Below are 21,957 nucleotides of genomic sequence, written 5' to 3' on the forward strand. Positions count from 1 at the left end.
GGGAGCATCGATGATCGATCCACACCACCGTTGTTGTCTCAGAGGAGTCCCTCATGCGTCTGCGTCGTCTCCCGATCCCCGCTGCCATCCTGGTCACGGCGATCGCTCTCACCGGCTGCGCGCCGACCGGTTCCGCGCCCGCTGCCCCACCGGCCGGTCCGGCCACCGGCGAGGTCACGTTCTGGTCCTCGCTGAGCGGCATGGCGGACGTCGCGGCCGCCTTCAACGCGAGCCAGGACGACATCACCGTCTCGTTCGAAGAGATCCCCAATGGCGCGAACGGCGGGTACACGAAGCTCGCGGCAGCGATCACCTCCGGCACGGGCCCGGATGTCGTCGGCATCGAGTACGACCGCCTGCCCGGGTTCGTCGCTTCCGGCCAGGTGCTCCCGCTGACGGACCTCGTCGATGAGGAGACGCGCTCCGCCTACGACGACCAGGTGGAGAACCTGGTCACGTTCGGCGACGACAGCTACGCCCTCCCGTACGACGCGCCGCCCCTCGTGAACTGGTACCGCCAGGACGTTCTCGACGCCGCCGGAGTTGCCGTGCCGACGACCTGGGAGGAGTTCGAGGCGGCGGCTCGTGCCGTGAAGGCGTGGAACCCCGACGCGTACCTCGCGAGCTTCTTCACGAACGAGCCACCGCTCGCCCCCTTGTCCTGGCAGGCAGGCGGCAAGTGGTTCTCCGCGGAGGACGACCACTGGAACGTCGCCGTCGACGACGCAGCGTCGGTGAAGGTGGCCGACTTCTGGCAGCGACTGATCGATGAGGACCTGATCAAGAAGCAGCTCGGCTACAGCGATGAATGGACCGCGGACCTCGGCAACGGCACCGTGAACGGCTGGATCGGCGGCTCATGGAGCGCATCCGGGTTGAAGACCCGCACCGAGGCCGCCGGGCAGGCAGGCAAGTGGATCGCCGCGGCACCACCGACGTGGGACGGCGAACCGACCGGCGCGCTCAACGGGGGAACCGGCTTCGCGCTCGCAGAGACGAGCGAGAACACCGCGGCCGCTGCAGTGTTCCTCAAGTGGCTGGCGACAACCGAGGAAGCCGTGCAGGCCCGTGGTGCCGTGGGAACGGCGTACCTCGCCTACCCCGGCTTGAACGAGGTCGCCGAATCCGTCGCCCCCGTCGACTACTACGGCAACGACATCTACCAGGTCTTCGACGACGCGTCCGCGAACCTCGCCCCGTGGGCCTGGGGCCCCAGCTACGACATCACCAGCACTGAGCTGAAGGAAGGCGTCACCAGCGCCCCAACCCTCGCCGACGCGCTCAGGAGCACGCAAACGGGAACCGTCGAAGGTCTCGAGGGGCTCGGGCTGGACGTGACCGAATGACACTCCTCAAGCGCGTTCACCCCAGGGCGCCGCGCCGCACCGGAGTGTCGGGCACGGGCGGGCGCACCGCCGCGATCTTCCTGGTCCCGTTCTTCGCCCTCTTCCTGGTCACCATGATCGCCCCGGTCGTCTACGCGATCGGCATGAGCCTGTTCGCCGAGTCCCGATCCGGCCTGGGCTTCGGTGAGACGACGACAGAGTTCGTGGGACTCGGGAACTACATCTCCGTGCTCTCGGACCAGAGCTTCATCGAAGGGTTCGGCCGGCTGGCCATCTACTGCGTGCTCTACGTTCCCGTCCTGCTGCTGGTCGCGCTGACGCTGGCACTGCTGCTGGACGCGGGCGTCACCTATGCGAAGCGCACCTTCCAGCTCCTCCTGTTCCTGCCTCACGCGGTTCCCGGCGTGATCGCCGCACTCATCTGGGCCTACCTCTACACCCCCGGTGTCAGCCCGATCGTGAAGGCGCTCGCCTCCGGCGGGATCGAGATCAACTTCCTCTCGGTCGAGTTGGTCCTGCCGTCCATGGTCAACATCGCCGTGTGGGAATGGGCCGGATACAACGTCATCATCCTCTTCACGGCTCTGCAGGCCGTGTCCCGCGAAGTGCTCGAGGCAGCCCGCATCGACGGCGCCGGCGGGATCCGCACCGCCATCTCCATCAAGACACCCCTCATCGCCCCAGCCCTGGGAGTTGCGCTGCTGTTCACCGTCATCGGCTCACTGCAGCTCTTCACCGAGCCCCGCATCCTCTCCTCCGCCACGACGGCAGTGACCAGCACCTGGGTGCCCAACATGTGGGCCTACGACGCGGCCTTCAACCGCAACAACCTGCCGGAGGCGGCCGCGGCCTCCATCGTGCTCGCAGCGCTCGCTGGAGTCCTGTCCTGGGCCGTGACCCGATTCACCTCGAAGGAGCCCACATCATGACCGCGACGCTCGACACCGTTGACGCCCCGACCGTCTCAACCGAGCCGTCCACGGCTCCGCCACGTCGCCGTCGCGCGCGGCGCCGTTCCGGTGGCGCCGCACTCACGGTCAACGGCCTGCTGATCGTCGGCACCGCCTACATGGTGCTGCCCCTGTTCTGGCTCGTCTTCGCGGTCACCAAGGACGCCTCCGGCCTGTACTCCGGAGACGCGTTCTCCATCGGGAGCGACTTCTTCGCGAACATGTCGCGACTCCTCACGCAGGACGACGGCATCTTCCTGCGGTGGCTCGCGAACAGCATCCTCTACGCCGGTGCGGGGGCGATCATCGGAGGATTCGTCGCTCTGATGGCCGGCTACGCGTTCGACAAGTTCATCTTCAAGGGCAGCAAGCCCCTCTACGCCCTGGTCCTCGTCGGTGTCCTCATCCCCAACACGGCAACCGTCATCCCGCTCTATCTCCTCGCCGCGTCCGTCGGTGCGACGAACACGATCTGGGCTGTGCTCATCCCCGCCTTCTGCAACCCGTTCAGCGTGTACCTCGCCCGCGTCTTCAGCGCCGGCTACCTCCCCAATGAAGTCCTCGAGGCGGCCCGGGTGGACGGGGCTGGCCCCATTCGCACCTTCCTGCAGATCGGGTTCCCGATGCTGCTCCCAGGTTTCGTGACCATCGCCCTGTTCCAGTTCGTCGGCGTGTGGAACAACTTCATGCTGCCGCTGATCATGCTGCAGGACCGAAGCCTCTTCCCCTCCAGCGTCGGCATCGCGCTCTGGCAGAGCCAGGTGCAGCAGAACCCGGACTTCTCCACCCTGGTCATCGCCGGCTCCTTCCTCTCCATCGTGCCCCTCGTGGTCGCGTTCGTGATGCTGCAGCGCTTCTGGCGCGCTGGCCTCAGCGCCGGGAGTGTGAAGTGAGTCCCCGCAAACGCGTCGCCTTCGCGATGACCACGGCCGCGTTGAACCGCGTCTTCCCACCCCGGCAGATCGATGCGATCGCTGAGACCGCCGACGTCCTCGGGCACATCGTCGAGTTCGAGTCCGACCGGGCTCGGGGCATCCTCGCGGACGTGGAGGTGCTGATCACCGGCTGGGGCTCTCCTCGCGTCGACACCCGCGTCCTCGCCGCCGCCCCGAACCTGGAGGCGATCCTGCACTCTGCCGGCACCATCAAGCCCTACGTGAGCGAAGCTGTCGTTCATAGCGGGATCAGGGTGAGCACTGCGGCGGCGGCGAACGCCGTGCCCGTCGCCGAGTACACCGTCGCGATGATCGTCTTGGCCGCGAAACGCGTCCTGCCCATGGCGCGTCACTACCGGGACGCTCGACGAGCGTTCGACGTCGAGAGCAGCTACCCCCAGCTGGGGGCGTTCGAGAAGCGCGTCGGAATCGTCGGCGCGTCCACGATCGGCCGTCTCGTGATCGAGCTCCTGCGCGCCTACCGCTTCGAGGTCGTCGTCTACGACCCGTATCTCAGCGACGACGACGCGGCGCACCTTGCGGTCGAGAGCGTCGGGCTGGATGAGCTGCTCGCCACAAGCGACGTCGTCTCGGTCCACGCCCCGTCCCTCCCCAGCACGCACAATCTCATCGACGCCCGCGGCATCAACCTGATGCGCGTGGATGCGACCCTCATCAACACCGCGCGGGGCGAGATCATCGACCAAGATGCCCTGACCGCTCGCGTCGTGGCCGGCGAGCTGTACGCGATCCTGGATGTCACCGTCCCCTGGATCCTCGAGGCCGAGCACCCCCTCTACGTGGCGGAGCGTGCCCTGCTCACCCCCCACATCGCCGGCTCGTACGGCACTGAACTCGGTCGTCTCGCCGAGTCCGTCCGGGAAGAGCTGGCGCGCCTCTCCAGCGGTGACGATCTCGCACACGGGCTCACGGCCGCACGGTTCGCGGTCACCGCCTGAACCCCAACCCCAGCAACGCCCCGCGGGGCGCCCTCTTGTCCCCGACGTTCTCATTCAGGGAGTACCCCCATGTCGCAGATCTCTCGCCGCACCGTCCTCACCGCTCTCGGCACAACCGCCGCGTTGGCCGCCTTCGCGACCCCCTCCTACGCTGAGGACGCCGCTCCTCGCGCGCCGAGGATCACCTCGCTCGGCCCCGCCATCGAGCAGTACGCGTTGATGAGCAGCGTGCTGCTGGACGGCGTCGCCTACATCGGATCCCGGAACCTGGAGACCACCGGCGTCATCGCGCTCGACATCGCGTCAGGAAAGGTCATCGCCTCCACCACGGTCGGCAACGGGCACAGCATCCAAGCGCTCGGGCTCGACCCGATTCGGCGCTTGCTCTACATCGGAGTTCTGCAGAAGTCGGCCGGCAGCCAACCCAATGTGTTCCGGTGGGACCTGGACAGCCCGAACAGTCCAGCGACCGCGATCGGTGCCATCGGCGATCGCGATGTGCGTGCCCTCGCGGTCGCGCCAGACGGGGTGCTCTTCGCTGTCGGCGGGGGTGGGGCGACGGCCCCCGCGCTCTGGCAACACGACCCCGCGGTCGGAGGCCTCGTGAGTCTCGGCGTGCCGGATGCGAAGGTCACCCTGGCACGGACGGTGGCCGCGACCGACCGGACTGTCTACTTCGGCGCCGGGAGCACCCTCGGTGGCGGCGGCAGCACCAGCCGCGCCGCCCTATACGCCTTCGATCGAGCCGCAGCTCAGTTCTCGAACATCACCCCAGCGGAGATGACGAACGACCCGAGCATTCGTGATCTCGCCGTCATCGACGAGCAGCTGCTCGTCTCCACTGCCGGCGCCGCAGAATCGAGCAAGATCGCCCGTCTCGAGCTCGCGGATCCCACTTCCTATTCGCTGGCGGCCTCCATCGGCAAGGTCGCCAAGAACTTCGCTGTCCTCGACGACACCGTCTACTGCGCCAACGAGACGGGCATCCTCTCCTGGGACCCCTCAGGAACGACCGTGCGACAGCTCGATCTCAAGGGGCTGGATCTCGGGGAGATCTGGGGCTTGGACGCTCTCGACGGGGCCCTCGTCGCGACCTCCGGATACGCGATCGTCGCCGTGGTCACGCTTCCCGAGGCAGCCACGCGCGTCATCGACCTCGGTGAGGCGGGCGCCCCCATCGGACCGCAGACCTGCATGGGCATCGCCGTCGGCGCTGGATACGCCTACGTCGGCGGCAATGGCGGTGTCGCCCGGCACAACCTCAGGACGGGGGACGTCTTCAACCTCACGATCCCTGGCGAGGCGAAAGACGCCGAGGTCATCGACGGTGTCCTCTACACGGGCCAGTACAGCGGCCAGGGCATCTGGGCGCACGACCCTCGAAGCGGCACCACGACCCGGCGCGTCGCCAGCTTCCCGGAAGCTCAGAATCGCCCCCTGGACACCACCTGGGATGCCTGCAACGAGCTGCTCCTCGTCGCCGCGCAGGCGGACACCGAGGGCGGTGGCTCCCTGTGGACCTACAAGCCCGCCACAGGGGTCGCGAGCATCGCGGTCAACCCGATCGACGACATCCAGCTCGTGCGTGCCGTCGCGACCGCAGACGGTGTCGCGTACCTCGGCGGGGACAACGCCCAGAAGACCGGGCCGCGCGGCACCATCGTCGCCTGGGACCCCACGCTGCAGAGCGAGCTCTGGCGGGTGGAGACGAACCAGGCCAATGGCATCGCCGCGCTCGCCGTCCAGGGCGAGCACCTGTTCGCGATCACCATCAAGGGCACGCTGATCGTCATCGATCGCACCGAGCGTGCGATCGTGCACACGTCCGACCAGCGATCCCTCACCCCGGGCTTCGCGGCGATGACCAATGCCGGCGGCAGCGTCTACGTCGTCACGGACACGACTCTGTTCCGCATCGACCCGCAGACGTTCGCGATCACGGTCGTCGTCGCCGGCATCAATGGCGGCTGGTACAGCGGACCGCACCTCGCGGCGGACAAGCACGGTGCCATCTACACGCTCCGCTCCCGCGAGCTCGTCCGCATCGAAGACCAAGCCCGGTGACCGCGCCGACTCTGCGCTCCGTCGGCCTCGATGTCGGCGGCACGAAGACCCACGTTGCTTTCGAGGACACCTCAGGGCTGCGCGGGGAGGTTGTCGTCTCTTCCACGGAGTGGCGACGGGGCTCGCTGTTCTCCGACACGGGCAACCTCGAGCGCCTTGCTGGCATCGTCCACGACCACGGGGTCGTGGACGCCGAGACCAGCGTCGCAGCTGGCCTGAACGGTGTCGACACTTCCGAACAAGCCCGCCGTGCCGAGTGCGAACTCTCCAGCGCACTCGGCACGGCGCTCATCACCGTCTCAAACGACGCGGAACTCCTGGGTCATGCCCTGGGTCCCGAGCCGTCCCTGCAGCTGATCGTGGGAACTGGAACCGTCCTGGTAGGACGTGACCAGTCCGGCGCTCCACTGCGCGCGATGGGTTACGGCTGGCGGTTCAACGACTTCGGCAGCGCTCCAGCGCTCGTCCGTGAAGCGCTTCGTGAGCTGCACCGCCTCGCTGATCACACGACCACCGTCCCAGACCCTCTCGCTGAGGTGCTGCAAGCGGCATACGGAGCAAGGAACCTCACCGAGCTCACGCTCGCGATATCCGACCGGGCCAGCCTGACCGAGTGGGGAAGCCACGCGCCACTCATCTTCCAAGCCGCAGATCTGGGCTCCCCCAGTGCCATCAGGGTGATCGCTGACGCGGCCGACTACATCGCCGCCGTCGTGCACGCGTTGCGGCAACGGGGTGCAGTCGGCGAACGCATCGTGGCGGCGGGTGGGGTCATCACCAACCAGCCCCGACTCCAGAGCGCGATACGGGCTGCGCTCACAGCGATCGAGGAGCCGTTGGAGCTGCTCGTGCTCGATCGCCCGCCGGTCAGCGGAGCGCTTGTTCTTGCCAGCCTTCGCCACCGCGATCTGCGCAGGGCCCTCGATGTCCCTGTGCCCTGCGCCCCTCTTCCGTGAGGTGAGCACCTCGTCGAGGCCGCTCGAAGACGAGGAGCGCCCCGATCGCCGCGACGCCGGCCAGGAGCGCGACCGCGAGCGGGAACGAGCCCACCGCAGCCGCGAGAGCGACCCCCGCAACCGGGGCGAGCGCGATCGACGCCGTGATCGGGGCGCTGAACACCCCGTTGAGCGTGCCGAGCCGTTCGGTGCCCCAGCGCTCGACGACGGCGGTGGCCTGCACGAGCGTCAACGCACCGCGGGCCGCCCCGGCGAGCAGCGCGAGGAGAACGAGCACGGCGAACGGACCCGAGATGAGCGCGAACGCCACGAGCGTGAGGCTCGCGACAGCGCCCACGAGCAGTGCGCGCAGCGGCAGCGGAACGACGCGGTTGAGGACGGTGAAGAGCGCGCGGCCCACGACCTGCCCCACGCCCACGAGCCCGAGCAGCAGGGCCGCCGCTCTCGCGTCGATGCCCCGCTCGGAGAGCAGCGGGATGAGGTTGAGGGACACGGCGTAGACGCTGAACGAGAGGAGCGTCACGCCAAGGCAGAGTCTGATGAAGCGACTGCTCCTGACGACGACCGGATGCCCCATCCGCTCCCCGTTCGGCACCCGTCGGGGCGTGGGGTCGCGTCTCGGCAGCAGGAGCGCGTGCAGCGGGATCGTGACGACGGCGAGGAGAGCACCGAGCACGAGGTAGGTGCCACGCCAGCCGACAACCTCCGCGAGCAGTGTCGCGCCCGGCACGTACAGCGTCGAGGCGAGGCCGGCAACGAGGGTGACCACCAGGAGAGGTCTTCCGGCGGCGGCTCCGTAGCGGAGGCCGATGACCGTGAAGGCGGCCTGGTAGAGCACGCCCGCCTGCGCGACGCCGACCACCACCCAGGCGACGACGAACATGGGGAAGGTGCTGGCTGCGGCCACAAGCGCGACACCGGCAGTGGCGAGTGCCGATGACCACGCCATGACGACGCGGCCCCCGAAGCGGTCGAGCAGACCCCCGAAGCCGACACCGACGCCGGCCGAGACGAGAAGACCCGCGGAGAAGGCGGCCATGACGCTGACGAGACTCCACCCGGTGTCGGCGACGATCTCGGCGGCGACCGCGGGGAGGACGTAGTAGAGCGTGCCCCAGCTGATGAGCTGCGTCACGCAGAGGGTGACCAGCACCGGATCCGGACGCCACCGCGTCTTCTGTGCTCCCGAGCGCTGAGGAGACGTGGCAGCCGAGGCGGTCATCTGGGGGTGACCGCCGCCTCGACCTCACGGGTGCGCCGCTGGCCACGCGGGGCAGTCCCCGCGCCGCACGATGTCGACAGGTCTATGCCGACGCGTATGGGGCCCCCGGTGGCAGCCAGCGCGACGCCGTCTCCGAGACGCTCGAGGGGGAAGGTGGCCTCGACGAGTTCCGCGAACGGCCACCGGTCGGCGCTGCCTTCGACGAACTCGAGAGCCGCCGCCAGGTCGGCCGAAGTGTAGTTGTGGACGCCGCGGACGGTCACGAGACCCCGGACGAGGGATTCCGGGTCGAGGGCGACGGGCTCAGTGGGGAAGACGCTGCCGACGAGGACGACGGCACCGCCGACCTCGACAGCGTCGAGCGCGGCGGATACGGCGGCTCGCGACCCGGAGGCCTCGATCACGATGTCCGGGCCAAGCAGGCCAAGCCCCGACCAGGCCTCGGCCGCGGCGCCGGGATCACCGGGATCGATGGCCGCGTGCGCGCCGAAGCGCGCGGCGAGGTCCCGCCGTTTGCCGTCTGGGTCAGCGACGACGACCGTGCACCCGCGGTCGCGCGCGAGCGCGGCGACGGTAAGGCCGATGAGCCCGGCCCCGGAGACCAGCACCGCGGGCGAGTCGAGCTCGAGGACACGGAGCGCGGCGCGCATCGCGGCGACCGCGGTCGCCGTGCCGCAGGTGACGGGGGCGAGGGCAGCAGCCGGCGTCGTCTCGTCGACGGCGACGATGCCCGTTCCCGACCGCAGATGCATGTGGGTCGCGAAGCCGCCGCTCAACTCCCACCTGGTGGTGAGGCGCTCGTGCCCGTACTTGAGCAGGCTCCGGCACTTCTGTGTCAGCCCTCGCGTGCAGCGGTCGCATTCGCCGCAGCTGGCCAGCACCGACCAGACGATCCGGGCACCGTGCTCGAGGGCCTCCCCGTCGATGGTGCGGGCGCCGCCGTCACCGGTTGCGACGACCCTGCCCACGTACTCGTGGCCGAGCACTCCCGGCGCCGGGGACTGCCGGTGGCCGAGCATTGTGTGCACGTCGGAGCCGCAGATCGTTGCGAACTCGAGGGCCACGAGCACCTCGCCCGGCCCGAGCACGACGTCGGGCACGGCGACAGCCTCCAGCGGCCTCTCGACGCCGAGCCACACCATGGCCGTCGCGGCGGGCTGCAGGTGGATGCGAAGCGCAGACGGCTCTTCGACTCTCGGCGCCGCGGCCGACCTCACGATGCGGGCCGCTGGAACGCGGGCAGCTCGCGGAGCGCGGCGACGCTGTCGATGACGGCGTGGGCGCCGCTCGCTTCGAGCGTCTCCTGGTCGTGGGCGCCGCTGAGCACGCCGACTGCGAGGCCGGCCCCCGCGCGAAGTCCCGACTGCACGTCGCTCGCGGTGTCCCCCACCACGGCGACGGCCGCGACGCTCGAGGTTCCGGTGCGCAGCACGGCGCTCAGCACGAGGTCGGGGGCGGGACGGCCACGGCCGACGTCTGCGGGCGACAGCGCGAGATCGACGAGCTCCTCCCAGCCGAGGGCTCGGAGGATCGCGTCGCGCGTGACCGGCGCGAAGCCTGTCGTCAGCACGACCGAGAGACCGGCGTCTCGCAGGGACTCGATCGTCTCCCTCGCCCCAGGGATCTCCTCGACCCCCTCTTCCTCGACGAGCTCGGCGTAGGCAAGCTCGAATGCGGCGGTCGCCTCCGCTGCGGCCGCGGTGTCTCCGTCCGCGAGGTGCGTGAAGACGTCGAGCTTCGATTGGCCCATCGTCTCGCGGACGTAGGCGAGGGCCTCGGGCCATGGGAGGTGCGCGGCGACCCCCGTGCGGTTCGCGGCACGCTCGAACGCGCGCTCCACGACGCCGTCGTCGAGCACGGTCGTTCCTGCCATGTCGAGCACGACGAGCTCGAGGGGCACGCGAACGGACGCGGCGGTCTGCGCCTGTGTCTGTGCCTGCGCCTGCGCGGAAGTGGTGAGGGTCGTCATCTCAGGCCTTTCGAAGGTGTTCGAGCGGACACGGCGTCCAGCTCGAGAGCAAGGTGGTGCTCGGCGAGGCCGAGCCCGGTGGTCATGCCGATGCCCGTGGTCGCCGCAATGGCGAGCACGCCCGGCTGCGGGCGTTCGACGAGGAACTCGTTCGGTGCGGCTGCGTACACGCCCTGCCAGCGCTCCCGAACGCGCAGCGGCCCGACGTCGAGGAGCCGTTCGGCTTCGGCGAGCATGAGGTTCACGGCTGCCTCGGATTGGAAGGGCGACACCGTCACGCCACGCCAGTGCGTGTCGCCGACCAGCAGCGAGCCGTCTGGGAGCTGCGTGAACATCTGGTTGAGATCGATGGCCGCGAGATCCGGGCGTTCACCGTGGAGGCGTTCGCGGACCGCCGAAGCCTCCGAGAGCCCGGCAAACCCCCGGTAGCGGATGAGCGACCAGCCGGTGAGCAGCGGGGCGCCGAGCGGCCTCGGGAGCGGAGCATCCACTCGCAGCATGTCGAGCGCGCACCGTTCGACGGCGTTCTCCTCGGCGGCATCCGGGAGGAGCTGGTCGATGTCGTGGTTGACGGCGACGACCACGAGCCCCGTGGCGATATCACCCCGGCTCGTCTCGACGACGCCGCTGCGGACGCGGCCGACGGCCGTGCGCATCCGGAACTCGACGCCGATGCTCTGCAGGCGGCGGATGATCGCGGCGACCGCGGAACGCGGATCAGTCTGCAGGTCTGCCGCCAGGAACGCGCCACCGGCCGCGACGCCGTGTCTCACCGGGGTGCGATCGGCGACCTCGGCCGCATCGAGCATCCGGATCTCCTCCCCGACGGGGAGTCGGTCGGCTTCACCGAGCGGAGAGCGCCTGGCAGCGTCGAGCAGCGCCAGCTCATCGTCGTGCCGAGCGACGACGACGGTGCCCGTCTCCCGAAGCCAGAACCCGGCATCGGTCGCGAGTTGCAGCCAGAGTTCCCGGGCCAGCACGCCGTACCTTCGGGCGTCGCCCGTCTGCGGCGTGAAGCACAGGTGCCCGAAGTTGCGGATGCTCGCACCGATCGGCTCGCTCGTGCGGTCGACGACGACAACCGACAGGCCTCGCTTGGCTGCAGCGTATGCGGCACCGAGACCGACGATGCCGGAGCCGACGACGGTGACGTCGAAGCCGCGGCTCATCGGAACACCCGCCTCATCCACATCGCGAGGCCCTCGACCAGGAGCACGGTGACCAGGATCATGAGCACGATGGCCGTCACGAGCGGGTAGTTCGAGCCCTGTCCGGCGTTGAGGAGGTAGTAGCCGACGCCACCGCCCCCGACGATGCCGAGCAGCGTCGCCGCGCGGATGTTCGTGTCGAGCAGGTAGAAGGTGTGGCCGATGAGGGCGGGCGTGCCCTGCGGCAGTGTCGCGCTGGCATAGGTCTGCAGGCGGGTCGCTCCGGTCGCTCGGAGGGCCGTCTCGGGGCCGCGGCGCACCTCCTCGAAGGAGTCGGCGATGAGCTTGCCGAGCAGGCCGATGCCGCCGATCGCCAGTGCGATCGTGCCCGCCTGCGTGCCGAGCCCCGTGATGATGATGAGCACGATCGCGAGGATCACCTCGGGGATGCCGCGGATGCCGACCAGCAGCAGACGCGTCCCTCCCTGGACGGTGCGGTTCGGCGCGACGTTCCTGGCGGCGAGGGAGCCGATGACGAGGGAGACCAGGAAGGTGAGGAGCGTGGCCGCGAACGCGATGGCGATCGTGTCGCGCATCGCCTCGAACATGGTCGCGAGGTCGTAGACGCCGAACGAGGGCGGCCAGAACTGCGCGGCGATCTCGGGGATGCGGGCCCAGAACGTGAGGAAGTCGAGCCAGTTGATGTCGGCGAACGCGACGGCGGCGACCACGACGAGCGCTGCCACCCACCCCCAGACGACGTGGCTCACGCGGGTCGCGTTCCAGGGGCGGCGGATCGCCTCCGCCGGCGACCGGAAGCGCCGTGCGCCGCCGAGCTGGCCGCTTCGCGTGGTGCCTCGCGAGCCGCGCATCCGGTCGACGAGCCGGTCGATGGGGTTGCGGCTGCCTTCGTGACCGCCGAGCATCGCGGCGCGCACCAGGCTCGAGACCACCTCCATCGCGACGCAGAGAACGAAGATCACAAGCGCGATACCGAGGCCCAGCGAGTAGTCGAGCGACTTGAAGGCGGTCGACATCTCGAAGCCGAGCCCCGCGACGCCGACGTAGCCGAGGATCACGGAGCCGCGAAGGTTGATGTCGTTGCGGTGGAGCACCGTCGCGACCCACGAGGGCAGCACCTGGGGCAGCACTCCCGACGTGAACTCCTGCAGCTTGGAGCCACCGGCCGCGCGGATCGCGAGGCGCGGCCCCTCGTCGATCTGCTCGATCGCGTCGGCGAACATCTTCGAGATCATGCCGATCGAATGGATGCCGATCGCCAGAATTCCAGGGAGCGACCCGAGGGAGAACATGAGCACGAACACCATGGCGAGGACCACGTCGGGAAGCGCGCGGGTGAAGACGCCGAGGAAGCGGGCGGAGGCGCGCCAGGAACGGCCTGGGGTCGTGTTGGCCGCAGCCAGGTACGCGACTGGGATCGAGACGACGGCGGCGAAGAGCGTGCCGCACAGCACGAGCCCCAGAGTGAGGCCCGTGAGCTCGAGCAGCTCGGGCCACTCCGGGAAGGCGAGTCCGCCGACGCGGGTGAAGAAGCGCTCGGCGTTGGACCAGCTCTCGAGCATCGCCGGCACGGAGATGTCGATCTCGATGAGCGCGGCGACCGCGATGCCCGCGAGCGCGAGGAGGGTGAGGACGGCGGCGATGCGCTCTGGGGTTCGGCGCTGGCGAGGAGCGCGCGCCTCGAGGTCCGTCTGGTGAGGGGCGGATGTGCGCGGGGGCGGGGGCGCGACGGTCGCGGTCATCGTGCCGCCTCCGCCGCGAGGAGTTCGTTCTGCACGGCCTCGAGCTCGGCGGTGCTGGTGGCGACCCGGCCGTAGATCTCCATGACCTCGGCCTTGGTGAGGCCTTCGACGGGGGTGTCCAGCACGACTGCCCCGTGGCGGAGCCCGACGATGCGGTCCGCCCAGGAGATGGCGAGGTCGACCTGGTGGAGGCTGCAGACCACGGTCAGGCCGTCGGCGGCGGCGATCTCGCGGATGAGGCGCATGACCTGCTCGCTCGACTCGGGGTCGAGGGAGGCGACGGGCTCGTCGGCGAGGAGGATGTCCGGGCGCTGCATCAGGGCGCGCGCGATGGCGACGCGCTGCTGCTGGCCGCCGGAGAGCGTGTCAGCGCGCTGGTAGGCGCGGTCGAGCAGGCCGACCCGGTCGAGGTGGCCGAGCGCCTCCAGCTTCCTCGCCTTGGAGTAGCCGAACAGTCCGAGGCGCGGGCCGCGGATGGTGGCGAGCGCCCCGGTCAGCACGTTCTCGAGCACCGTGAGCGACGGCACGAGCTCGAACTGCTGGAAGATGAACCCCACCCTGCTGCGCAGCCGCCGGAGTGGGCGGCCGCGCAGTCGCGACACCTGGTCGCCGAGGACGTTCACGTCTCCCGACGTGGGCTGCTCGAGCGCGTTCAGGTGGCGCAGCAGGGTGGACTTGCCGGACCCGGAGAGGCCGAGCAGCACGACCATCTCGCCGCGAGCGACCTCGAGGCTCACGCCATCGAGCGCGGTGGTCTCGCCGAAGCGCTTGGTGACGTCGGCAAGCGAGATCACTGGGGACGTGGTGTCAGCGGTGGTGCTCATGTCGGTGCTCATCTCGGGTCTCGGCTGATCAGACGGGGTCAGGCGTGGGTCAGCTCTGGCACTGCGTGGCGTTGGTCGCCTCGCAGATGTCGCGAACCGTGTCGTAGTACTGGTCGTCGACCGGCTTGGTCTCGAAGAAGACGCTGCGGAAGCCATCGCTGTCGGCGCTCTCCACGCCGGCGGCGATGATGTCGTCGATCGTGACCTCGGAGAGGATGTCGCGGAGCTGCTGCTTCAGGTCGTCCGGCAGCTTGTCCGACTCGACGATGGGGGCACCGGGGACCATGGTCTCCGCGATGACCTTCACCTTGTCGGATTTCTCGACCTCGCTGTCTTCGGCGAATCCTGCCTCGCATTCGACGCCTTCGCCGACCTTCTGCACGCTGACGTCGTGCTTGCCCGCCATGACGGGGGTGATGTCCGCTTCGGGGTCGATGCCTGCTTCGAGGAGGTTGTAGCTCGGGAACAGGTAGCCGGAGGTGGAGGAGGGGTCGACGAAGCAGACCTTCTTGCCCGCGAGGTCTTCGATCGATGCGATGTCGCTGTCGACGGGCACGATGGCCTGCGAGTAGTAGCCGGGCTCCTGGCCCTCGGACGTCACGATGGAGGAGATCGGGGTGAGCTCGGCGCCGTTGTTCGTGGCGGTGACGTAGGTGAACCCGGAGAAGGAGGCCACGTCGACCTTGCCGGCGATCGCGGCTTCGATGAGCGCCGCGTAGTCCGTGGACTCGTGGTACTCGACGGTCTTGCCCGTCTCGAGCGCGATGTAGTCCATGAGCGGCTGGTAGTTGGTCTCGGTGTCGACGGAGTCGGGGACGACGCCGAAGACGAGGGTGTTCGAGTCGACGGCGAAGCCGGAGGAGTCGGTGGATCCGGAGGCGTCTGCTGCGGGCGTGGAGCAGGCGGCGAGGCTGAGTGCGAGGATGCCGGCGCCTGCGAGGGCGATCGCGGGCTTGAGAGCGCGGGTCATGTGCTGTGCCTTTCGGGCGGGGTCTCGGAGCGGGACGTGAAGAGACTGCCAGAGACACCACCAACCTGTATGCCTATCTTTGCACAATTCACGAGTTGTTCACCTATGTTGAGACCCTCGGCAACCAGGCTTCGCGAGAACAGGCCTCCAAACAAGCGGCTTCACACTTCAGCAGCGCTCAGGCGGGCGTGAGCAAGTAGTATGCCTATGTGACCGACGTTATGTACAAGCAGATCGCTGACGACCTCCGACGACGCATCGCCAGCGGTCAACTCGCACCCGGCGATGACGTCCCATCCGAAGGAGAGCTCGCCGAACGCTGGAGCACCTCCCGGGGCCCGGTCCGCAACGCGCTCGCGGCCCTGCGCGGCGAGGGCCTCATCGAGACCGGCCGCGGTCGACCGGCACGGGTCGTCGAGCGCAAGGCCCACCAGGCCGTCGACGTGTCCATCCCGTTCACGAAGTGGGCCAAGGAAATCGGCACCGTTCCTGGCGCCGAGACGCAGGAGGTGAGCCTGCGGCGTCCAGACCCGGCGCAGGCTGAGATCTTCGGGATCGACCCGTCCCAGCTTGTTGTGCACGTCCTTCGACTCCGCAGCCTCGATGGCCGGCCGACGATGCTCGAGCGGCTCACATTCACGGAGGAAGTCGGACGCCACCTCTTCGAGGTCGACCTGAACACCGTGTCCATCACCGAGTTCCTCGACAGCCGCGGCTACGGCTACACCGACATCGACCACGAGATCGACGCGAAGGCCGCCAATGCACTGGACGCCAGGCTGCTGGAGATCGAGGAAGGCTCCCCCGTCCTGCGCCTGCGCCGGGTGACGCGAGACAACGATGGCCGCGTCTTCGAGGTCTCCGACGACCGCTACCGGAGCGACATCGTGCGCTTCACGGTGTCAGCATCCGGCAGGTCGCGGCGGGGGACGCACTACGTGCGGCCGATCGCGTTCTGACCTTCGCCGGTCGGCGTTCAAGGTCGCCGATGCTGCCATCTGCCGACCCACTTGAGCCCGCTTGAACGGACCGCTGGCCTCACCCTTGTGTCAAGCGTGCTTGACGTGTATAACTGTCTCGACAGTCAAGCTAGCTTTACACATGGGAGTGCAACATGGACACCGAGCGTTCTTCGTACACAGCGGACACTCGAAGCCGATGGGGCCGAGTGAAGTTCGGCGGGCGCTGGTCGGCACTCTGGCTGGCGATCCCCTCCGGCCTGCTCCTCGCCTGTGCCATCGCAACGATTCTGGTGCTGACCGGGTCCGCCGGCCCGCACCCGCTCGTCGGGTGGTTCGCGACGGTGCTGGTGTCGTTCTGGGCCTGTGCCGGTCTCGTGTGGGCGCTGTCCGTCGACCGGGACAGCCTTCGAGGGGCCACCCCGCGTCCCGAGCAGTCGGTGGAGTCGGCGTGGATCGAACGCGCGACGAGTGGCGCGTTCGGCGACACCCTGCTCGTGACCGGTCTCGGCACCGCAGTCATCGCGGTCGGGAACCTCGACATTCCCGCGCTCCTTGCCCTGGTCGCCGTGATCATCGTCGCGATGGGATCGGTGAGCATCCGGTATGGCCTCGAGCGAAGGCGAGGCTAGTCGGTGAAGAACGAGCTCCCGGCGCTTCGCAAGCAACGCGGGTGGTCGCAGCAGCGCCTCGCGGAGGAGCTCGGCGTCTCCCGCCAGACGGTCATCTCCATCGAGCGCGGCCGCTTCGACCCCTCGCTGCCCCTCGCGTTCCGACTCGCGCGCGTCTTCGAATGCCCGATCGAGAGCATCTTCGACGACGATGACGCCGAAGGGGCCGACGACACCGAGTGACGGGTCCCCTCTGACGACTCCCGCAGGCATCCGCGAGAAGGGCCGCGTCAGCCGTCGTCGCGCGGGCGTTCCGTCAGCCCGAGGAGGGCGATGACCTGCTCGGCGTGCGCGCGCGCAGCCGCCGCGCTCGGTGCGGGCGCCAGCCCGAGCAGGCGGCGACGGTGCGGCTCACCGAGGAGCAGCCCGAACAGCGCCTCCGCCAGCGCCAGCACCTCCGCGTCCGTCTTCACCTGCACGAGCCCGCTCGCAGGAGAGACGCACTGCGCAAGCAGGGCGACGTAGCCCCGTGGGCCGCTGGAGTAGAAGCCCGACGCGAGCTCCGGGAACTGCGCCGCTTCTCCGATCATGAGTCGGTGCAGGCCGACGGCGTTGTCCGAGTGCAGGACGAAGACGAGCCGCGCTGCGGTCTCGAGCAGCGACTCGGCGGTAACCCCGTGGTTCGCGAGGTCGCGAGCGCGGAACCGCTCGATCGCCGCGGTGAACACCTCCGCCTTGTCACCGAAGTAGGTGTAGATCGTGCGCTTGGTGACCCGTGCGGCTGCTGCGATCTCATCGACGGTGACCTGGCCGTAGCCATTCGACACGAACAGCGCGACGGCGACGTCCAGGATCTGGTCTCGGCGCTCCTCCCGCTCCTCCGCGGTCGGACGGCCCCGCTTGCGGCTCGTGCTCGACACGGTCTCGCTCATCCGCAGTGCTCCCCACCTCGTGCTTCGCCTGTCGACCCTCGACGACAACCATCCTATAATGAGACGTATTCGTTTCATTACACGCGTGGTCATCCCTCGCGGTCGATCGCGCCGAGCCCCAGAAGGGTCAGGCGAGAGGAGCTCCCAATGGCTGCACGCAGATCCGCAACCCCGCGGAAGACAGCGTCGAATCCACCCCCAGCGCACACCACGTCCCTCGACAGTGAGGGACTCGTCGAGTTCTACCGCCAGATGGTGCTGATCCGGCGGTTCGAGGAGCGCGCCGCCCGCTCGTACACGCAGGCGGAGATCGGTGGCTACTGCCACCTGAACCTCGGTGAGGAGGCGACGGTGGTCGGCCTGATGGCGGCGATGGAGTCGACCGACTACCTCTTCACGAACTACCGGGAGCACGGATACGCGCTCGGGCGAGGCATCGCGCCAGGGCGGATCATGGCAGAGCTCTACGGGCGCAGCGGCGGCGTGTCGAAGGGGTGGGGCGGGTCGATGCACCTCTTCGACCTGGAGTCGCGCCTGCTCGGCGGGTACGGCATCGTCGGCGGGCAGGTGCCGCTCGCCACCGGTGCGGCCCTCGCGATCGACTACCGCAGCGGCCAAGAGGCCGTGGTCTGCGTCATGGGAGACGGCACCACGAACATCGGGGCGTTTCACGAGTCGCTGAACATCGCTGCCCTGTGGGACCTGCCGGTCGTCTACGTGGTCGTCAACAACGGCCTCGGGATGGGCACCACGGTCGAGCGCGCCTCCGGCGAGCCCGAGCTGCACAAGCGGGCATCCTCGTACCGGATGGCATCCGCCCGCGTCGACGGGAACGATCCCGTCGCCGTCCGGGACGCTGCGGCCAGCGCGCTCGCGAGCGCCCGGGCCGGCAAGCCGTTCCTGCTGGAGACGGTGAGCGAGCGGTTGAAGGGCCACTCGGTCGTCGACCCCGCGAAGTACCGCACCCGCGAGGAGGCTGAGGCTCTCAAGGCCGGCGACCCCATCGCCGCGTTCGCGGTTCGCCTCGCCGAGCAGGGACTCCTGACGGACGAGGCAATCGCCGACATCGACGCTGCCGCCATGGCCGCCGTCGCCGAGGCCGTCGCGTTCGCCGAGGCGAGCCCGCACCCGTCGGTCGACACGCTCTTCGACTACACCTACGCCACACCGGTTCCCAACGATTCCCGCAGGCTGCCCGGCCAGCCACTCTTCGAACCATCCCCCTCACCCACGATCGGAGCATCCGCATGAGCATGATGACCTACCGTCAGGCGCTCCACGACACCCTCCGCGCCGAGATGCTGCGAGACGAGAACGTGCTGCTCATCGGCGAGGAGATCGGCGTCTTCGAGGGCTCGTACAAGATCACCGCCGGCATGCTCGCGGAGTTCGGCGAGAAGCGCGTGCGAGACACCCCCATCGCCGAGGAGGGGTTCACGGGAGCCGCCATCGGCGCCGCGATGCTCGGACTGCGCCCGGTCGTGGAGATCATGACCATCAACTTCTCGCTGCTGGCCCTGGACCAGATCGTGAACCACGCCGCGAAGATCTATGGCATGTTCGGCGGTCAGGCCCGGGTCCCCCTCGTCATCCGCACCCCGGGCGGAGGCGGGCAGCAGCTCGGCGCCACGCACTCGCAGAACATCGAGCTGTACTACGCGTTCGTGCCCGGAATGAAGGTCGTCGCCCCGTCCAGCCCCGCTGACGCGAAGGCGCTGCTGCTGGCCGCGATCCGCGACGACGACCCCGTGCTGTTCCTCGAGAACCTGGCGCTCTACAACACCAAGGGCGAGGTGCCGGACGACGACACCCCCGCCGAGATCGGCCGGGCCGCCGTGACCCGCGAGGGTGCCGACATCACCGTGGTCGCCTACTCGCGCATGGCGGCCGTCGCCCTCGAAGTGGCCGAGCGGCTCGCCGAGACCGAGGGCATCGACGTGGAGGTCGTCGACCTCCGCAGCCTGCGCCCGCTCGACCGCGACACCGTCATCGCATCCGTGAAGAAGACCCACTGCGCCGTCGTCCTGGAAGACGACTGGCTCACCTACGGCATCGGCGCCGAGATCGCCGCGACCATCTCGGACGGCGCCTTCGACTGGCTGGACGCACCCGTGCGCCGGGTCGCGATGGCCGAGGTGCCCATGCCCTACTCCAAGCCGCTCGAGACCGCCGCGCTCCCCTCCGCGGACGACGCCGCCACCGCCATCCGGCAGACCCTCGCCGCGGTCTCCCGCCGCATCTAAGGACACCCCATGATCGATATCCTCATGCCCCGCCTCTCCGACACCATGCAGGAGGGCGCCATCGCCGCGTGGCACAAGCAGCCAGGCGATGCCGTCGCCGTTGGCGACCTGCTCGTCGAGGTCGAGACCGACAAGGCCACCATGGAATACGAGGCCTACGACGCCGGCGTCCTGCGCGACATCCTGGTCGCCGAAGGCGAGGTGGCGACCATCGGCACGGTCATCGCGCGCCTCGATGACGGCAACGACGAAGCGAACGACGACGCACCAGCGAGCGCATCCGACGCTGTCGCGCCAGCGGCTGCGGATGCGGATGCGGCTGGCGCGATGGGCGCAGCGGACGCGAGCGCCGCCGCTCGGGAGGTCGCTTCCCAGCGCACAGCAGGACAGCGGCTATTCGCGACGCCGCTCGCGCGCCGACTCGCCCGCGAGCACGAGATCGACCTGTCGGGCGTCCTGGGATCCGGCCCCGGCGGCCGGATCGTCCGCGCCGATATCGAGGATGCACGCGCACGTCAGGCCTCCCCCGAGGACACGGCCATCGCGTCGCCCGCTCGGTGCACGTCGCGCGCGACGGCGGGCCAGACCACCGGTGGCACCAGCACCAGCACCAACACCAACACCAACACCACCAACACTCCTGATGCGCGACAGCCAACGGTCGTCCCGTTCGACAAGACCCGCGAAGTGATCGCTCGACGCCTCAGCGAGAGCAGCAGCACGGTGCCGCACTTCTTCGTCACGGCTGCGGCCGACGTCGAGGCCCTCCTGGCGCTCCGCGCCGAGCTGAACGGCAGCCTCGAATCGACGGGGCGCCCCAAGATCAGCGTCAACGATCTCCTCGTGCGCGCCTGCGCCATCGCGCTTCGCGAGCATCCGGGAGTCAACGCCTCCTACTCCCCGGAGGGCCGCGGAGAGACCCTGCTCCACGGGCGCGTCAACATCGGCATCGCCATCGCCTCCCCGACCGGGCTCGTCGTGCCGGTGATCGACGACGCAGACCTGAGGCCGGCGTCGCAGATCGCGCGCGAGTCTCGGCGACTGGCCGGACTCGCGACGGAACGCAAGCTCGGAGCCTCGGACATGGCGGGCGGCACGTTCACCATCAGCAACCTCGGCATGTACGGCGTCGAGCAGTTCACCGCCATCATCAACCCGCCGGAGGGGGCGATCCTCGCGGTCGGCGCGGCGAGGCCAGAACCCGTCGCCGTCAACGGGGCAGTCGAGGTGCGTCACCGCCTGCGATACACCCTCTCCGCCGACCACCGCATCATCGACGGAGCCCTTGCCGCGGAGTTCCTCGCCACGCTGACGGGGCTCCTCGAACAGCCCATGCACATCATCGCCTGAGCGACTGGAATCGCGGTCGCGGGGACGGTCGCACCCCCGCGACCCCGACCCGGTGTTGGCGGTCCGGCTTCCCGGGCGGCGATCTCGTACTGTGGTGGGACCGTCGCTCGAAACCGGAGAGCCCGGGCGACGCCCACTCCAGGTGGGAAGCTGAAGGAGGGACCACATGGGCCGACCGAGTCTTGTGCATGAGCGGCGCCCGCAGATCGTCGCGGCCGCGAAGCGAGTCATCGGGAAGTACGGAGTCGAGGGCGCGACCCAGGAGCGCATCGCCTCCGAAGCTCAGCTGAGCCGGGCGCACATCCGTCACTACGTCGGCAACCGCGACGAGCTCATCCAGCTCGTCTGGAACTCGACGATGGACCCGTACGCGCAGGAGATGCACGAACGGGTGCAGGCCGCGCGCTCCGGCCAGGGGCTCGAGGGGGTGCTCGACTTCCTCTTCGGCACCGGTGTCGAAGCGAGTCCAGACGATGCCGTGTTCGATGCATTCCTGGCCTGGTCCCAGCACGACGAGCAGGTCAGGCGGCGCCTGCTCGACAGCTACGCGACCGTGGTCACCGAGGTCGCCGCGGCGATCAGGGCGACGCACCGGGAGATGGACGTCGCACGGAGCGAGGCGCTCGGCTATGCCATGCTGTGCCTCACCATCGGGTCCTCGAGCATGAGCGTTCTCCAGTTCCCGGACGCGCAGACCAGTCCGCTTCGCGACTTGGCGGCGTCGATGATCCAAGCGGCGGCGGCTGCCTGAGCGCC

At 69.1% G+C, this 21,957-nt stretch carries 21 protein-coding genes; 13 read left to right on the top strand and 8 right to left on the bottom strand.

The annotated features are described in order from the left end of the window. Window positions 1-53 precede the first annotated feature (53 nt). The 6 genes from C5E05_RS08710 (at window position 54) to C5E05_RS08735 (ending at window position 7,210) form a co-directional block, all read left to right on the top strand. Window positions 54-1,346 (top strand): ABC transporter substrate-binding protein, encoded by a 1,293-nt coding sequence (locus C5E05_RS08710; protein ID WP_104341700.1) that lies wholly within the window; start codon window positions 54-56, stop codon window positions 1,344-1,346. After that, on the top strand, window positions 1,343-2,275 hold the full coding sequence (locus tag C5E05_RS08715; protein ID WP_104301228.1) for a carbohydrate ABC transporter permease: 933 nt from the start codon (window positions 1,343-1,345) through the stop codon (window positions 2,273-2,275). The genes C5E05_RS08710 and C5E05_RS08715 overlap by 4 nt, the downstream gene beginning before the upstream one ends. Then, a complete protein-coding gene (locus C5E05_RS08720) occupies window positions 2,272-3,189 on the top strand; it encodes a carbohydrate ABC transporter permease (RefSeq protein ID WP_104341701.1) in 918 nt (305 codons plus the stop codon). The genes C5E05_RS08715 and C5E05_RS08720 overlap by 4 nt, the downstream gene beginning before the upstream one ends. Beyond that, window positions 3,186-4,190 carry a hydroxyacid dehydrogenase gene (locus C5E05_RS08725; RefSeq protein WP_258064813.1) on the top strand — a complete coding sequence of 335 codons (1,005 nt, stop codon included), beginning with the start codon at window positions 3,186-3,188 and terminating at the stop codon, window positions 4,188-4,190. The genes C5E05_RS08720 and C5E05_RS08725 overlap by 4 nt, the downstream gene beginning before the upstream one ends. Before the next feature lie 69 nt (window positions 4,191-4,259). Beyond that, entirely contained in the window at window positions 4,260-6,254 is a 1,995-nt protein-coding gene (locus C5E05_RS08730) for a DUF5074 domain-containing protein (RefSeq protein ID WP_104341702.1), read from the top strand. Then, on the top strand, window positions 6,251-7,210 hold the full coding sequence (locus C5E05_RS08735) for an N-acetylglucosamine kinase (protein WP_181059466.1): 960 nt from the start codon (window positions 6,251-6,253) through the stop codon (window positions 7,208-7,210). Before C5E05_RS08730 ends, C5E05_RS08735 begins: the two co-directional genes overlap by 4 nt. Here the strand turns inward: C5E05_RS08735 and C5E05_RS08740 are convergent. The 7 genes from C5E05_RS08740 to C5E05_RS08770 form a co-directional block, all read right to left on the bottom strand. Beyond that, on the bottom strand, window positions 7,122-8,345 hold the full coding sequence (locus tag C5E05_RS08740) for an MFS transporter (RefSeq protein ID WP_181059468.1): 1,224 nt from the start codon (window positions 8,343-8,345) through the stop codon (window positions 7,122-7,124). The two genes, C5E05_RS08735 and C5E05_RS08740, sit on opposite strands and share 89 nt — an antisense overlap. An 83-nt stretch (window positions 8,346-8,428) precedes the next feature. After that, complete coding sequence (locus C5E05_RS08745) at window positions 8,429-9,649, bottom strand: zinc-binding dehydrogenase (RefSeq protein WP_258064815.1); 1,221 nt, start codon at window positions 9,647-9,649, stop codon at window positions 8,429-8,431. Further along, complete coding sequence (locus C5E05_RS08750; protein ID WP_104341704.1) at window positions 9,646-10,401, bottom strand: phosphonatase-like hydrolase; 756 nt, start codon at window positions 10,399-10,401, stop codon at window positions 9,646-9,648. Before C5E05_RS08750 ends, C5E05_RS08745 begins: the two co-directional genes overlap by 4 nt. Beyond that, complete coding sequence (locus tag C5E05_RS08755) at window positions 10,398-11,570, bottom strand: TIGR03364 family FAD-dependent oxidoreductase (protein WP_104341705.1); 1,173 nt, start codon at window positions 11,568-11,570, stop codon at window positions 10,398-10,400. The genes C5E05_RS08750 and C5E05_RS08755 overlap by 4 nt, the downstream gene beginning before the upstream one ends. Continuing rightward, window positions 11,567-13,312 (bottom strand): ABC transporter permease, encoded by a 1,746-nt coding sequence (locus tag C5E05_RS08760; RefSeq protein ID WP_104341706.1) that lies wholly within the window; start codon window positions 13,310-13,312, stop codon window positions 11,567-11,569. The genes C5E05_RS08755 and C5E05_RS08760 overlap by 4 nt, the downstream gene beginning before the upstream one ends. After that, the gene (gene phnC / locus C5E05_RS08765; protein ID WP_104301308.1) at window positions 13,309-14,136 is read right to left on the bottom strand and encodes a phosphonate ABC transporter ATP-binding protein; all 828 of its coding nucleotides are present in this window, start codon (window positions 14,134-14,136) and stop codon (window positions 13,309-13,311) included. The genes C5E05_RS08760 and phnC overlap by 4 nt, the downstream gene beginning before the upstream one ends. A 49-nt stretch (window positions 14,137-14,185) precedes the next feature. After that, window positions 14,186-15,106, bottom strand: a complete 921-nt coding sequence (locus C5E05_RS08770) for a phosphate/phosphite/phosphonate ABC transporter substrate-binding protein (RefSeq protein ID WP_104301212.1) — start codon at window positions 15,104-15,106, stop codon at window positions 14,186-14,188. 209 nt (window positions 15,107-15,315) lie between these two features. On the opposite strand from C5E05_RS08770, the gene C5E05_RS08775 reads away from it, so the two are divergent. From C5E05_RS08775 to C5E05_RS08785, 3 genes are all read left to right on the top strand, one after another. Continuing rightward, the gene (locus C5E05_RS08775) at window positions 15,316-16,065 is read left to right on the top strand and encodes a GntR family transcriptional regulator (RefSeq protein WP_258064816.1); all 750 of its coding nucleotides are present in this window, start codon (window positions 15,316-15,318) and stop codon (window positions 16,063-16,065) included. Between the two features lie 155 nt (window positions 16,066-16,220). Beyond that, window positions 16,221-16,697: a hypothetical protein gene (locus C5E05_RS08780; protein WP_104307365.1), complete on the top strand. Its 477-nt coding sequence runs from the start codon at window positions 16,221-16,223 to the stop codon at window positions 16,695-16,697. Between the two features lie 3 nt (window positions 16,698-16,700). Continuing rightward, a complete protein-coding gene (locus C5E05_RS08785; RefSeq protein ID WP_104341708.1) occupies window positions 16,701-16,919 on the top strand; it encodes a helix-turn-helix transcriptional regulator in 219 nt (72 codons plus the stop codon). Between the two features lie 47 nt (window positions 16,920-16,966). On the opposite strand, the gene C5E05_RS08790 is transcribed toward C5E05_RS08785, so the two are convergent. Further along, window positions 16,967-17,608, bottom strand: a complete 642-nt coding sequence (locus tag C5E05_RS08790) for a TetR/AcrR family transcriptional regulator (protein ID WP_104341709.1) — start codon at window positions 17,606-17,608, stop codon at window positions 16,967-16,969. Between the two features lie 147 nt (window positions 17,609-17,755). Between C5E05_RS08790 and pdhA the strand changes: the two genes are divergently transcribed. The 4 genes from pdhA to C5E05_RS08810 all read left to right on the top strand — a co-directional run bounded on the left by pdhA (window position 17,756) and on the right by C5E05_RS08810 (window position 21,952). Beyond that, window positions 17,756-18,859, top strand: coding sequence for a pyruvate dehydrogenase (acetyl-transferring) E1 component subunit alpha (gene pdhA / locus C5E05_RS08795; protein WP_104341710.1), 1,104 nt, complete (start codon window positions 17,756-17,758; stop codon window positions 18,857-18,859). After that, window positions 18,856-19,851 carry an alpha-ketoacid dehydrogenase subunit beta gene (locus tag C5E05_RS08800; RefSeq protein ID WP_104301204.1) on the top strand — a complete coding sequence of 332 codons (996 nt, stop codon included), beginning with the start codon at window positions 18,856-18,858 and terminating at the stop codon, window positions 19,849-19,851. The genes pdhA and C5E05_RS08800 overlap by 4 nt, the downstream gene beginning before the upstream one ends. Window positions 19,852-19,860: 9 nt before the next feature. After that, a complete protein-coding gene (locus C5E05_RS08805) occupies window positions 19,861-21,201 on the top strand; it encodes a dihydrolipoamide acetyltransferase family protein (RefSeq protein ID WP_104341711.1) in 1,341 nt (446 codons plus the stop codon). 166 nt (window positions 21,202-21,367) lie between these two features. Then, window positions 21,368-21,952 (top strand): TetR/AcrR family transcriptional regulator, encoded by a 585-nt coding sequence (locus C5E05_RS08810; protein WP_104239867.1) that lies wholly within the window; start codon window positions 21,368-21,370, stop codon window positions 21,950-21,952. Window positions 21,953-21,957: the final 5 nt, after the last annotated feature.

The organism is Pseudoclavibacter sp. AY1H1, from assembly GCF_002931055.1.
In the GTDB taxonomy this organism is placed as follows: Bacteria; Actinomycetota; Actinomycetes; order Actinomycetales; family Microbacteriaceae; genus Pseudoclavibacter.

What these genes read in the sequence shown, in the direction of transcription:
- C5E05_RS08710 (WP_104341700.1), top strand. Translation starts at nt 54, where the DNA reads ATGCGTCTGCGTCGTCTCCCGATCCCCGCTGCCATCCTGGTCACGGCG.
- C5E05_RS08715 (WP_104301228.1), top strand. Translation starts at nt 1,343, where the DNA reads ATGACACTCCTCAAGCGCGTTCACCCCAGGGCGCCGCGCCGCACCGGA.
- C5E05_RS08720 (WP_104341701.1), top strand. Translation starts at nt 2,272, where the DNA reads ATGACCGCGACGCTCGACACCGTTGACGCCCCGACCGTCTCAACCGAG.
- C5E05_RS08730 (WP_104341702.1), top strand. Translation starts at nt 4,260, where the DNA reads ATGTCGCAGATCTCTCGCCGCACCGTCCTCACCGCTCTCGGCACAACC.
- C5E05_RS08750 (WP_104341704.1), bottom strand. Translation starts at nt 10,401, where the DNA reads ATGACGACCCTCACCACTTCCGCGCAGGCGCAGGCACAGACACAGGCG.
- C5E05_RS08755 (WP_104341705.1), bottom strand. Translation starts at nt 11,570, where the DNA reads ATGAGCCGCGGCTTCGACGTCACCGTCGTCGGCTCCGGCATCGTCGGT.
- C5E05_RS08760 (WP_104341706.1), bottom strand. Translation starts at nt 13,312, where the DNA reads ATGACCGCGACCGTCGCGCCCCCGCCCCCGCGCACATCCGCCCCTCAC.
- phnC (WP_104301308.1), bottom strand. Translation starts at nt 14,136, where the DNA reads ATGAGCACCACCGCTGACACCACGTCCCCAGTGATCTCGCTTGCCGAC.
- C5E05_RS08770 (WP_104301212.1), bottom strand. Translation starts at nt 15,106, where the DNA reads ATGACCCGCGCTCTCAAGCCCGCGATCGCCCTCGCAGGCGCCGGCATC.
- C5E05_RS08780 (WP_104307365.1), top strand. Translation starts at nt 16,221, where the DNA reads ATGGACACCGAGCGTTCTTCGTACACAGCGGACACTCGAAGCCGATGG.
- C5E05_RS08790 (WP_104341709.1), bottom strand. Translation starts at nt 17,608, where the DNA reads ATGAGCGAGACCGTGTCGAGCACGAGCCGCAAGCGGGGCCGTCCGACC.
- pdhA (WP_104341710.1), top strand. Translation starts at nt 17,756, where the DNA reads ATGGCTGCACGCAGATCCGCAACCCCGCGGAAGACAGCGTCGAATCCA.
- C5E05_RS08800 (WP_104301204.1), top strand. Translation starts at nt 18,856, where the DNA reads ATGAGCATGATGACCTACCGTCAGGCGCTCCACGACACCCTCCGCGCC.
- C5E05_RS08805 (WP_104341711.1), top strand. Translation starts at nt 19,861, where the DNA reads ATGATCGATATCCTCATGCCCCGCCTCTCCGACACCATGCAGGAGGGC.
- C5E05_RS08810 (WP_104239867.1), top strand. Translation starts at nt 21,368, where the DNA reads ATGGGCCGACCGAGTCTTGTGCATGAGCGGCGCCCGCAGATCGTCGCG.